The following is a 13,831-nucleotide window of genomic DNA, read 5'->3' on the forward strand; positions in this document are numbered from 1 at the left end:
CGTATAGATAATTGCCCACTCAGAAGGCGCTGGCAAGTTTCCTAGCGAAGCGTGGGAATGCAGGAATGGCAGTTCCCCTTCAAGTTCCCAGAATGGAGCTAGGAAGCACGCCAGACCTTCCCGAAGGGCGAGTTTAACATGCGCTTTATTCTATAAGCGCTTAGTGAACTGGCCGATGGCATTAACGACCTCGTTTGCGCCGCTTTGAATCTCTCCCATGGCATGCCCAGATTGTGTTGAATACTCTAATGCTTCGCGTGCTTTGTCTTGTCCAGCTTCAATTAGCTGAACGGCGTTTTCTGTGAGTTTTCTATTTTCCATCACTACGTTGACTATTTCTTCCGTTGCACTGCTTGTCCGTGAAGCCAACTGCCTTACTTCATCGGCGACGACAGCGAACCCTCGGCCCTGGTCGCCCGCGCGAGCAGCTTCAATAGCGGCATTTAGGGCAAGAAGATTGGTTTGATCTGCAATTCCACTGATACTCTTGACCAAATCAGCGACTTTTTGAGACTGCTCATCAAGATCTTTAATTCCCTCGCTTGCGTTCCCCATTTGCGTTGTAAGCTCATTCATTGCTTTCACAGTAGCATTAAGCACTTCGCTCCCTTTATGAGCTTGTTCACCGGTATTTTGCGATATGGTGTAAGCCACGTTAGCCGCTTCAGAAATAGCAAATTCTCTTTCCATTTGTTCCGTAATTACAGTGGCAAATTTCACCACTTTGTATAGGTCGCCGTCTTCATTGCGAATGGGATTATAGGAAGCCTCAAGCCACACATCGTTACCCCGACTATCTATTCGCTTAAAACGACCTGACTCTAGCTTACCTTGTGATAAGTCGCGCCAAAATTGTTTATATTGGTCTGAGTTTGCTTCCTCTTGCGTACAAAAAATGCGGTGGTGTCGACCTACAATTTGATCGTGTGAATATCCCATTCCTTTAAGAAAGTTTTCGTTGGCCTTTATAATAGTGCCGTCGAGTTTAAACTCGATAACGGCTGATGAGCGATGGAGCGCAGCTATCATGTCCCTTTGCTCTTTACTCTCGGTGATGTTTCGCGTCTGCTCTGCCATATAAAACGCTATGTAACTCACGTTTCCAAACGCATCGTCAACGGGTTGTAAAATTCCCCTCACCCACATTACTTCGCCTTTCGCGTTTAAAAAATTCATGGCGCCATGCCAATGACGATGGGTTTTTATCGCTCCTAGCATGTTCTGTACATCGCCTTTGTTTTTTGATGTCGCCGGCATTAGGTCACCTAATGTTTTTCCTTCGATATCAACAGCACGATACCCCATTGCTTGCTCGCACAAATCGTTTAAACCACGAATTCGACCACTTGAATCTAGCTCAATGAAGAGCATTTCTTCCCGCAATTCTTCTTGAACCGTTTTATAGGCTGACAACTCTTTCTGTAATCTTTGATTTTCTGCAACTAATTCTTTGTTCTTAAAAAACATTCTGCGCTCCTGAGACGCCAAACCTTAGCCATGTACCATTGATGTGTGGAACACGATGTTTATTTGAGAAGGAATGAGTAAAAGATAGCAGAGGTTTTAGAAAAAATTAATTAAACAAAAGATATGCTTTGCAAGATTCACCCACGTACGTTGAATCAGCCAATACGTTTACGCAAAGGGCTTGCGCGTAACATCACGCAGAGACCAGAGCTGCCTTGCTTGGCGCAATGCGTCGGCAACATCACAGCGTTGTAAGAGCACCAAATAGCTGGCGAGCGTACTCAGGATTGCTTGTTCACCGTAAAGGCTATTTGTCCTACCAGCCCACACATCGAGCATGTCACTCACGTTCATGTCCTTATCTTTAAGGGCCCACTTATCGGCAACCACCGGCATTATCATTGTTTTTGTCTCGCCATTTCGGGTAATGAAAAGCTCAGTTTCTCGTTCACCATTTACTTCAGGGTCGCCACCATCCCCCCGAAAGCAGAGCGCGTCTATCGAAGGATAATTTTCGTTAACCCGATAGTGTTTATGGTCAAGGTGCATATGATAAACACCCTGCACACCGTATTGCGCTGCAGCAGGGTTCAGCAACCTTGCGAGAGTATTTGCGCATGAACGTAAGCCGAAAACCTCGCGAAGTTTAATGATCGTATCAAGAGCAGGAAGTAAATAAGACAAATCAAGGTAGGTAACGCCCTTTTCTGCCAACTGCAGTTTTGCGTCAGCAATGCTGTCCACCTCAGCCAGACCCAACGTGGGTAGCGCTATACTTGCATAAAGGCGCCCCGAACCCGGTTCATGAGCACCGTGGAGCATAACGGAATAGCCGTTTTTGGCCAGTACCGCTACCGCGAGTAAATACCAAGGCAATTGACGGCGTTTGCCTGCATAACAGCCAATATCTAACGTGGGGGTAAGTGTTTTTACCTCTGGCTCTATCAACTCTCTGCAAGCATCGACAAAGCCAATAACTTCTTCTGGCGTTTCTTCACGGGTGCGCAGTAACATGAGAAAAGCACCCCGTTGGTCACCTGTCACTTCGTTAGCCAATACCATTTTCATAGCGTGATAAGCTTCATCACGGGTTAGGCTCCGCCCGCCTTTTTGGCCCTTGCCGATAATTTTAATGTAGTCGCTAAATGGTTGCTGCATGCTCGGATGAATGTAGTAGAAGAGTGTTAACCTGTTGACGAGACTCTACCACCTTTCCAAATATAAGTAACGTGGGCCCCGTTAAATTTGCAGCCTTAACTTTGCGATGAATATCCTCCAGCACACCAGTAATGACGCGCTGTTGCGAAGACGTGGCGTTTTCGATAGCCGCTACCGGCCACGTGCCTGGCACCTTGTGCTGTAACAAACCTTTGCAGAGCCCTTCAAGCCGGCTTAGCCCCATGTAGACCACCATGGTTTGATTTATAACATTTTCCGCCATCGATGCCATTTCAGGCCATAGCTCTGCGTCTTTAAAATGTGCGGTCATAAAACTCACTGACTGAGCACAGCGTCTGTCAGTTAAAGGAATTCCTGTATAGGCGGATACACCTGACGCAGCAGTAATACCGGGCACAATGGCAAAAGGAATGTCGGCTTTTGTTAGCGCATCAGTTTCTTCACAAGTTCTTGCAAATAGGGCCGGATCGCCACCTTTTAACCGCACAACCGTATGACCATTGCTTGCCAACTCAACCACCCGCCTGCAAATTTCATCTTGGGTAAAGCTATGCTTTTTACAGCGTTTTCCTACGTATTCTTTGACCACTTTAGAGGGAATAAGCGCAAGAATATCTTCACTGACTAACGCATCGAAAAGCACCACATCGGCTTGTTGCAGCAGACGAAGTGCTTTTAAGGTGAGTAACTCGGCATCGCCTGGACCAGCACCGACGATGAACACCTGTCCTTGTTTATGATATTCGCTTTGTCTTTTTTCTGACTTCAACCACTTGTCTAGGTATGAATGCTTTGCCGAAGTTTTAGAATTAGCGGGATGCTGGCGTGTTGTCGTGGTGGAAATCGCATCGCGAGTTAACAGATTAAGAGAAGGTGTGCGCTGTTTGAATAAGGTGCGCAAAAACGGTAACGACCAACTAGATGCAATTGACATAATTTAACGCTCCTAAACAGATTGGGTTTCTATGACTAAATACTTGTCTATAAACTGAGACAAGGCGGGCTTACACGAGCCGCAGTTGGTACCGCATTTTAACTGCTCACCTAGGCTGGCGACCGTCGAACAACCTGCGGTGATGGCATCTGTAATCGTTTTTTCACGCACTTCGAAGCAGCTGCAAACGACATCACCATTTAAAAATACGTCATCGACTTGGCCTCGTAATAAGTTGCGCTGAGTATCAAGTGAAATGGGCGTATTTAAGAGGCTAGCAAGCCAAGAGTTAGGCACTGACCACGTGTTCTCTGTGCAGGCGGCAGCCTGTGCTATTGTCGCTTTTTCTGGCTCATCGCCCAGAAACGCAGCGAAGCAGAGTATGTTATCCATAAGAGCGAGGCATACCGAGTATGTATGGTGATGAAACTGCACTAACACCGCATTTTGCGGCAGCAGTGGTATCAAACTCTGTGTAAAATCTCGACGGCCTCTGTTCGAAGCAACATTCAATACTGATAGTGCGGCATTCGACCGACTTACATCTGCAGAGGCGTCTGTGCGCTCAAGCGGAATTTTATTCCAGTAATCACACACATGCTTTAGCGCGTCGTCATCAAAGGGGCGGATCTCAGAACTGTCTGTCGATTGTAAAACCGATGAAATAAAGAGCTTGCCATACGTAGCGAAATGAACCGGCGCGATGGCCACCGCAGCGTGTTTTAGCTCAGGCTGACCGGAAATAGGGTCTACTGCGCTGGCGTAAAGTGCGCCTAGCTTGCTATGAGACCCCCATTGCGCCGACCAATGGATGGGAATGAACACTTCCCCTTTGCGCATATCTGTATCCGTTCTAACCGGGTAGATAACAGGGGCGTCTTTACATACCGCACTTGAAAGAGAAACAAGATCTCCACTTTCAACCCCTAATTTAGCAGTGTCGCTCGGGTTGATATGCACGTATGCGCTTGGCATATGAGCCAGTAACTTTGCCGCTTTACCCGTGCGTGTCATGGTATGCCACTGGTCTCGCGCTCGACCGCTGTTTGCAACAAAAGGATAAGCGTCTGATGTAATCTGCAATGGCGCTTTGTAAGTTACCGGGATAAGTTTAGCTTTGCCGCTGGGCGTCGAAAATTGCTTGTCTGCAAAGGGGCGTTTGCTGATAAGCTTAGGCATTAAGTCACCATTGGGCGTGGGTGTATTCACACCATTATTTACGTTTTGAAAAGGCCACTGCAATGGCGATAGCCCATTGTACTGAGCTTCACTTAACGCTTGTAATGCTGACAGATCTAATTGTCGTTTCCCGTTATTTTGATAGCCGGTTAGCCCAGCGTATTCGCAGAATATTTGTGACGGATGGGTAAAATTAAATGCCTTGCCAAAGCCCATTTTACCCGCCACTTCGCATAGTATTTGCCAATCGTGTTTTGCATTCCCAGGCGGTGGCAGAATGCCACGCTGACGTGAAATACGGCGCTCTGAGTTCGTCACCGTGCCGTCTTTTTCAGACCAACCCGTGGCAGGTAGAGCAATGTGGGCGTAGTTAAGCGTATCGTTAGATTCAACAATATCAGACACCACCACCATGTCACATTTAGAAAGTGCGCGTTCAACTTGACCGCGATTTGGCATACTGACAACGGGGTTCGTCCCCATTATCCAAACGAATTTTACCTTTCCACTCTCAATTGCATTAAACAAATCAACAGCTTTAAGCCCCTGCCCTTTGGGCATAACAGGGGCATTCCAATAGGTTTTAACAGCGCTGATATGCTCAGGGTTTTCAAGGTCCATATGAGCCGCGAGCATATTTGCTAAGCCGCCTACTTCACGGCCACCCATAGCATTGGGCTGGCCTGTGATTGAAAACGGGCCACAACCGTCTTTGGCAATAAGGTCCATGGCTAAATGACAGTTGATAATGGCTTGGGCTTTGTCCACACCAGCAGAAGACTGGTTCACGCCCATAGAATAAAAAGTCAATGCGCGAGAGGCTTCGCAGAAGGCATCAAAGAAGGCCTTAATGCTGCTTATGTCCAAGTCGCATGCTTTAGCAACGTCATCTAATGTTAGGGCATTTGCACTATTGAGCGTTTCATCAAGTCCCTCGGCATAGGTCTCAACGGCAGATCTGTCTATTCGCCCCCTTTGCGATGCGTAGCTGAGCAAACCATTAAATAGTGCCACATCGCTACCTGGCTTTAGAGGCAGATGGAAATCAGCAATGGTACAGGTTTCGGTTTTACGCGGGTCGACTACGATGACCTTCATGTTCGGGTTCTTCAGCTTTGCTCGCTGAATGCGTTGAAAAAGCACTGGGTGTGCCCACGCCGTATTGCTGCCAGTGATCACCAGTAAGTCTGTACATTCCAGATCAGTATAATCGCAAGGTACCACGTCTTCGCCGAACGCGCGCTTGTAAGCGGCAACGGCTGATGACATACACAGGCGTGAATTGGTATCGATATTGGCACTGCCGATGTAACCTTTCATCAGCTTATTGGCAATGTAGTAGTCTTCGGTGAGAAGCTGGCCTGATACATAAAAAGCAACGGCATCCGCGCCATACTGCGCAATGGTAGAGGTGATCTTTTCCGCAATCTTATCTGTGGCCGTGTCCCAGTCCACCGATTGACCTGCCATGGTTGGGTGAAGTAAACGTCCATTTATGTCGTTCGTTTCAAGCAGGTTTGTTCCTTTAACACACAATCTTCCATAGTTGGCGGGATGCTCTGGCGTGCCTTTCACAGTGTCCAGGGTTACGGCACGCTTACTTACGTTGCAACTGATATCTACACCACACCCTACGCCGCAATATGGGCATGTTGTTTGTCTTAATTGCTCAGACATTATGTCGGGTTGTCGTGTAGCCATATTCATTTCATTACCTTTTTCGATTTCGCAGCCTGTGAAGTGTTTTTGCCCAATGGCTTAGTCCGTTTCAGACTTTCAAGTAAGCGCAACGCTCTCAGGCGCCAACAAAAACATTGCTGCCCTCTAGTTTCACCGGGTATGTCGTCACTGACACATCATCGTGTTCTTTACATAGCCCGGTTTCTAAAAAGTAATGCTCTTTGTACAAAGGCGATGCGACGACAGGCGCACCGCCTATCGACCCCAAAAGCCCACGATACAGCACATTTGCCTTGCCGATGGGGTCATAGTTGCTAATGGCGAAAATCTGGGTTTCGCCGTTTATCTTTAAACTGAAAATTGCCACTTGCTGTGACTCAACAAGGGCGCAAACCCCGCTGTTTGTCACCAAGTCGCTCGTCTTACAAACGTAGTGCCACTGCACTGCCTGCTCTGGCGTTAATCTGTTTTGTACAGCTGTCATAATGTATTTCTCCTGACACGATTGATATAGCCGCTAGCTACACCACAGAGACGGGAATAAACTGCTCTTTCCCTACTACTTTTTCAGCTTCAGTAGCTGGACGAACCTGACCTCGCTCTGAAACGAACTGAATATTGGTGTCGCTAGCATTACTATTTACAAATTGACGGAAACGCTTGCGCGACTCGGGGTTTTCAATGGTGGTCTTCCATTCGCACTGATACGCTTCAACCACGGTATCCATTTGTGCTTCTAGTTCAGCATTAATGCCAAGCGCATCATTAATGACCACATCTTGTAGATAAGCTAAGCCACCTTCCAAGTTGTCCATCCACACCGAGGTTCGCTGCAGGCGGTCAGCCGTTTTCACGTAGAACATCAGCACGCGGTCGATGTATTTAATGAGGGTTTTGGTGTCTAGATCCGTGGCAAACAGGTCCGCATGCCGTGGCTTCATGCCGCCGTTTCCGCAAACATACAGATTCCAACCTTGCTCGGTAGCAATAACACCAATGTCTTTGCTTTGGGCCTCTGCACACTCGCGGGTGCAGCCTGACACGGCAAATTTTATTTTGTGCGGCGCTCGTAAGCCTTTGTAACGATTCTCTAAGTCAATGGCCGTGCCCACAGAGTCCTGTACCCCATAGCGGCACCAGGTGCTTCCCACACAGGATTTTACTGTGCGCAGCGCCTTCGCGTAGGCATGACCGGTTTCAAATCCGCCAGCAACGAGTTTTTCCCAGATATCGGGTAAGTGCTCTACGCGCGCGCCAAATAAATCAATGCGCTGACCGCCAGTGATTTTGGTGTACAGGTTGTATTCTTTTGCGACTTCGCCAAGAAGAATCAATTTATCTGGCGTAATTTCTCCCCCCGGCACGCGCGGTACCACAGAGTAGGTCCCGTCTTTTTGCATGTTACCAAGGTAAATATCGTTGGTGTCTTGCAGCGGTAAGTGCGACGCTTTCAGAATATAGTCGTTATACACCGAGGCTAAAATTGAGCCGACTGCGGGCTTACAAATTTCACAACCTAAACCTTCACCATGCTGCGCTAGCAGGTCATCAAACGTGCGAATGCCGTTTACCTTAACGATGTGAAAAAGTTCTTGTCGGGTATAGTCAAAATGCTCACAAATAGCTTTTGATACTGCCACACCGCGTTTTTCAAGCTCGTTATCCACCACATTTTTTAGCAGGGCGGCACATCCACCGCATCCAGTGCTGGCTTTCGTTGCACCTTTTACATCGGCTACGCTGCAGCATCCGCCTTCAATGGCTGTAACAATGTCGCCTTTTGTTACGTTTAGGCACGAACAAATAGACGCGGTATTTGGCAGTGCATCGGCACCAAGGGCCGGTGCTGCATCTGAAGATGGAAGAATGAGGCTTTCTGGATGTTCAGGTAGTTCGATTTTATTGAGCGCATACTGTAAAAGCGTATCGTAGTCGCTAGTATCGCCAACAAGCACAGCACCCAGTACGTGCTTTTGCTCGCTATCTACCACCAGCTTTTTATACACGCCTTCAGGCTGATTTAAGTAGGTGTAGCTAAGCGCACCGTCTGTACGTTCATGGGCATCACCAATTGAGCCCACCTCCACGCCCATTAGCTTGAGTTTGGTACTCATATCTGCGCCAGCGAACTCGGCGTCGCCGCCGGTTATATGACTTACTGCCGTGCGCGCCATGGTATAGCCAGGTGCTACCAGGCCAAAAATTTTGTTGTCCCACAGCGCACATTCACCCACAGCGTAAATGTTTGGGTCAGATGTCACGCAGTGGTTATCAATGACAATACCGCCGCGCTCACCCAGTGTTAGCGCTGACTTTCTGCCGAGCTGGTCGGAAGGTCGAATACCAGCAGAAAAAAGAATCATGTCAGTTTCTAGTGCTGTGCCGTCAGCAAACACCATTTTATAGCGGCAGGTATCACCGGCCTCGATAGCTTGGGTTGCCTTTTGGGTATGTACCTTAACGCCTAATGCTTCGATTTTGTCTTTAAGTACGGTGCCTCCCGCTTGGTCTAGCTGCACTGCCATAAGCTGCGGCGCAAACTCAACCACGTGCGTGTCGAGACCGGCTTGTTTTAAAGCATTTGCTGCTTCTAAGCCCAAAAGACCGCCACCGACGACCACACCTACTTTGCTCACCGCTGCTGATGCTTCAATAGCGAGCAGATCGTCAATGGTGCGATACACTAAGCAGTGCTCTTGCTCGTTCCCGGGAATAGGCGGTACAAAAGGATAAGAACCGGTGGCTAGCACAAGTTTATCGTAGCTAAACACCTGCCCTTCTGAAGTCGTGACTTTATTATTGTCACGGTCTATATCGGTAACCAAGGCGTTGGTGAATACGTGTACACCCCACTCTGCGTACTGAGCGGGTGTAGTGAGCGCTAAGTCATCTGCACTTGCACCGCTAAAAAAAGATGACAGATAAACGCGGTCGTACGCAAGACGAGACTCGCCGCATAAGACGGTTATTTCTACATTGGCGTCGCTTTGGTGGAGCTGTTCGACAAAATGATGGCCCACCATGCCGTTGCCTACGACGACAATTTGCGTTTTTGAGTCCAATGAAGTCATGGTATTCCTCTTTTTTTCGGGACAAAAAAAAGCCCGCGTCAACTTTCGTTGATGCGGGCTTCGTTGCCTATTTTGCCAATGGTTTAGGTTGGCTAACACATTTTTACGGAGTGTTATAAATCACACTATTTTCAGCGATTGACACAAATCACCAAAACACACTTTACGCTTATGACTATCCAAGTTAAGTGCCAAAAACGTAACCCTATGTTTTTATTTAACTTACTGAAAAAAAGGGTTAACTCAAATACGCCGTATGCACCAAACAAACGCATGACTGTGTTTACTTGGTGCATCGTAGGGGCAATGATCTATGCGGACTGGTATTACATGTTTTAAGCCAGTTTATCCGTCGCTACGCGGTAGCGAGGGTCTTCAACCACGTTAATTTCAACAAATTTGTCAGCCTTACGAAGCAGTGAGCGACACTCATCACTGATATGACGAATGTGTAGCTTTTTACCCTGCTCTTCGTATTTGTCAGCAAGGGTATCTAACGCATCGATGCCTGATGAATCCCAAATGCGAGAGTCTTTAAAGTCGATCACCACGTCTTCTGGGTCGTTAGCAATATCAAATAAGTCTTTGAAATGAGATACCGAGCCAAAAAACAATGGGCCGTCTAGCTCATAAACTTTCCAGCCATCGTTATCGATGTGTGACCTGGCTTCGATATGACGGGCGTGTTTCCATGCAAATACAAGGGCTGAAACAATAACACCGACAACCACCGCAATAGCCAGGTCGGCAATAACCGTCACGCCGGTTACCAGGAAAAGTACGAACGCATCTTCTTTATTAACGCCACGAACAATTCTGAATGACGCCCACTCAAATGTAGCAATAACCACCACGAACATAACGCCAACAAGGGCAGCAAGCGGGATCATTTCGATAAGGGGGGCGGCAAATAGAATAAAGCCTAATAATACAACCGCTGCAGTGATACCAGACAAGCGGCCACGGCCACCAGAGTTAATATTAATCATACTTTGGCCAATCATAGCGCAACCGCCCATGCCGCCAAAGAAACCGTTGACAGTATTTGCAACGCCTTGACCCACACACTCTTTGTTTCCGCGCCCGCGGGTATCCGTCATTTCATCAATTAATGAAAGGGTAAGAAGTGACTCGATAAGACCGACTAAGCAAAGAATAACTGAGGTAGGCAGGATTATCATGAAGGTTTCCCAGGTGAACGGAACCATAGGAATAGCAAAACTAGGAAGCTCACCCGCTAATGTGGCGGTGTCACGCTGCTCAGCAGGAAGCAGGTCGCGAACGAAATCGATAACGGTACGAGCCTCTAAATCAAGTCCGTGTACTAGCAAGGTGACCGTGACAATGGCCACAAGCGACGCGGGTACGGCTTTGGTTAACTTAGGTAACAAATAAATGATGGCCATAGTTAACGCTACCAGTCCTAGCATCCAGTATAGTAGTGTACCTTCCATCCACTGTAACTCACCGGCTGCGTTAGTGACTTTGAACTGACCCAGCTGAGCTAAGAAAATGACAATTGCCAAACCATTCACAAAGCCAAGCATGACTGGGTATGGCACCAGTCGGATAAACTTCCCGAGCTTGAATATTCCGCACATAATTTGCAGCAAACCGGCCAAAATAACTGCGGCAAATAGATACTGCACGCCATGCTGGGCAACCAATGCCACCATAACCACAGCCATGGCCCCCGTAGCACCAGAAATCATTCCCGGGCGACCGCCAATCGCAGACGTGATTAGGCCCATCATAAACGCTGCATAAAGACCAATCATTGGTTCTACGCCGGCTACAAATGCAAAAGCAACGGCTTCAGGGACCAAGGCGAGCGCCACGGTAATACCTGATAGCACGTCGTTCTTAACGTTGCTGTCTTTACTGGTAATTAAATCGAACATGTTCTCTCAGAAGCTAAGATGTTAAACACAATAACCTACCGCGGCGTAAACGGCTTTACAGCAGAACACCAACGAGCAGGTAGGAGAATTTTTCGGCGATTCTATCACCATTGTCGCTTAAAATCTTTTAATAGATTGTTACTAGGGCGTGTTGATCTTTGATGTACATAAAAGAAAACCAGGTCCTGGCACTTTCTCGTTGGCACTGACGTGATAAGCGCAACGTGCTTTGCCCCTTTCCCAATACCGTGAGCTTGTCAATTTTTCGTGCGCGACCTCAGGGCTTAAATTAATAGCGAATGCTGACAAATTGCATTGTACATGGCATCGTATAATGGTTTTTATTAACCGCGTCGTTCAATGTGTTTCGATTTTTAATACGGAGCTATGATGAGACGTCGCAATAAGGCACAAGTCTTATTCTACGAGGAGTTAAAGTGGTACCTTATATTCTGACTATTTTGTGCGTGCTAGTGGCAGGCGCTATTCATTGGATGTCGCCGAAGGCTTATTGGAAAGCCACTATTATGTCGACCGCCGTTATTTTGCTCTTTTGTGTCGCTGCATTGTTCATTTTTAAAGCATCAGGAATGTTGGTTAGCGAGCACACTGGCGAGAATGCTGACTTTTCAGGGCAAATGCTAACCATCACCACAATGATTGCCTTCTTCGGTTTCTTAATTTCACTATTTGTAGGTTGGTTTCTTCGCGTAGTCAGAAACTAGTTTGGCAAGCAAAACCACATATTTCGTGAGGCTGCACCATTTTGGCGCAGCCTCTTCCTTCCCGACGTCTTTCACCTTCTCTTACCCCTTATAAAATGACCTTAAGTAAACGTTCCAGCCACACCTCATGCCGCTAGATGTCCGCATTCAGCGTGTTTTTGTCCACTCTGGCGTTCATCTTCATTAATTCTAATAAACAGGGCATAAGTGTTGCTTGCTGCTTAAGTTGAATAATATCAATTCGCATAAAAACGTGTCCCTCGAAATAAAAGCGAAACGTGTGTACCAACAAGCAGCAGGCCTTAATATGCTTCATGAACCTGAACCGACCATTGCACTTTGTAGCGACGCGACTAAGCGTTTTTTGTTAGCGGCTAAGCACGCTGAAATCACCGTGCTTGAGCAGCTTTCTAGCAATTGTCGTATCGTCATTGCGGTTCGCGAACTCATTCATGAACTACAAAAAGAGCGTGGCGCTAGCAATATCTTTCTTGCTTCAAAAGGCGAGCGCTATGGCAAAGAGCGAATGCAATATGTTACTGCCAGCGAACAAGCGGAATCTATGCTGAAAAGCCATTTAAAAGCTTTGTATCTGACTGATGAGATCATCACAGGTAACCCGCGTTTGCTGAGCAGTATTACACTCGCTATGCAGGCTACAGACTATTTGCCTCGCTTGAGAGAGCAAGTGAGCAAACAGCAGCTAACACCGCTTGAATCTACGCGCGCTTACAGCCGTTTGGTGGCTAGTTTACTTACTGTTATTTTTGAAGCTGCGGATATCGCGAGCGACCCGACAATTACCCGCTTACTGGTTGCCCTATTTAATTTTATGCAGGCTAAAGAGTATGCGGGGCAAGAACGCGCGTGGGGCGCAATAGGTTTTGCAGAAACCCATTTTGATGCGCGCCTGTGCGAAAAGCTTACAGCACTTCAACAGGCCCAAGACCACCACTTCAGTATTTTTAGTGAGTTCAGCTGTAAACCGCACAAAGACGCACTCGATACGTTAAACAAGAGCCCTGCGACAATTGATATCACGCAGCTTAGAAATATGATTGCACAACTTAGTGACGGCAGCCCCATTGCCGGTGAAATATCCGAAGTTTGGTTTGATGTGGCAACACGTCGTATTGATGCAATGCAGACTATCGAGGTTGCGCTCACCGAAGCCCTGACACAGCAGGCCAACACTAAAGTAGCCGATGCAAAAAATGAAATGGCGAACCACCAACAACTCCTTACGCGCTTCAATGATGAGCATGCTACTGATGGCTCACCGCTTACCTTATTGTTCGACCCAAGCATGCCGGGCTTAGCGGAAGACACGAAAGAAGACGAAAATAAAACACTTTCACTCAGCGAGCAGACAAAAACGTTATCTGCACACCGCTCTTTTTATGATTTACTGCGTTCACAAGCCCAACACATAGAAGACATGGGACGAGAGCTCGAAGAAGCTAAGCGAGCAATTCAAGATCAGAAACTGATAAGCCGAGCAAAGCTGGTCTTAATGGAGCAATTTGGGCTAAGCGAAAATACCGCGTATCGCCGACTGCAAAAACAAGCCATGAGCGAAAACACAACCATCGCGGTCATTGCTGCAAAGATAGTGAATATTGCCGCTAAAAGCGCACAACGCTCCTTAGCAAATGGGCCTCGAAAAAGTTAGACAATAGGAAAAAAGACATCCGT

General features: G+C 47.3%; 9 protein-coding genes. 2 read left to right on the forward strand and 7 right to left on the reverse strand.

The window, feature by feature from the left end; translation table 11 throughout:
- Positions 1–150 precede the first annotated feature (150 nt).
- The 7 genes from GVO63_RS04010 to GVO63_RS04040 form a co-directional block, all read right to left on the reverse strand.
- On the reverse strand, positions 151–1,467 hold the full coding sequence (locus GVO63_RS04010; RefSeq protein WP_159578207.1) for a methyl-accepting chemotaxis protein: 1,317 nt from the start codon (positions 1,465–1,467) through the stop codon (positions 151–153).
- Between the two features lie 168 nt (positions 1,468–1,635).
- Positions 1,636–2,625: a glycosyl transferase family protein gene (locus GVO63_RS04015; RefSeq protein ID WP_159578208.1), complete on the reverse strand. Its 990-nt coding sequence runs from the start codon at positions 2,623–2,625 to the stop codon at positions 1,636–1,638.
- Positions 2,609–3,580, reverse strand: a complete 972-nt coding sequence (gene cobA, locus GVO63_RS04020) for a uroporphyrinogen-III C-methyltransferase (RefSeq protein WP_159578209.1) — start codon at positions 3,578–3,580, stop codon at positions 2,609–2,611. Before cobA ends, GVO63_RS04015 begins: the two co-directional genes overlap by 17 nt.
- A gap of 12 nt (positions 3,581–3,592) precedes the next feature.
- Positions 3,593–6,460: a nitrate reductase gene (locus GVO63_RS04025; RefSeq protein WP_236552052.1), complete on the reverse strand. Its 2,868-nt coding sequence runs from the start codon at positions 6,458–6,460 to the stop codon at positions 3,593–3,595.
- Positions 6,461–6,554: 94 nt separating this feature from the next.
- On the reverse strand, positions 6,555–6,923 hold the full coding sequence (gene nirD / locus GVO63_RS04030) for a nitrite reductase small subunit NirD (protein WP_159578211.1): 369 nt from the start codon (positions 6,921–6,923) through the stop codon (positions 6,555–6,557).
- 37 nt (positions 6,924–6,960) lie between these two features.
- Entirely contained in the window at positions 6,961–9,510 is a 2,550-nt protein-coding gene (nirB, locus tag GVO63_RS04035) for a nitrite reductase large subunit NirB (protein ID WP_159578212.1), read from the reverse strand.
- Positions 9,511–9,845: 335 nt separating this feature from the next.
- Entirely contained in the window at positions 9,846–11,411 is a 1,566-nt protein-coding gene (locus tag GVO63_RS04040; RefSeq protein WP_159490271.1) for a SulP family inorganic anion transporter, read from the reverse strand.
- A gap of 437 nt (positions 11,412–11,848) precedes the next feature.
- Here GVO63_RS04040 and GVO63_RS04045 point away from each other — a divergent pair, with 437 nt between their 5' ends.
- A complete protein-coding gene (locus GVO63_RS04045; RefSeq protein ID WP_159490269.1) occupies positions 11,849–12,136 on the forward strand; it encodes a hypothetical protein in 288 nt (95 codons plus the stop codon).
- A gap of 307 nt (positions 12,137–12,443) precedes the next feature.
- A complete protein-coding gene (locus GVO63_RS04050) occupies positions 12,444–13,808 on the forward strand; it encodes a nitrate regulatory protein (RefSeq protein WP_159578249.1) in 1,365 nt (454 codons plus the stop codon).
- Positions 13,809–13,831 lie beyond the last annotated feature (23 nt).

Origin of the sequence: Alteromonas sp. KUL106, assembly GCF_009811415.1 — a bacterium.
Lineage (GTDB): Bacteria > Pseudomonadota > Gammaproteobacteria > Enterobacterales > Alteromonadaceae > Alteromonas.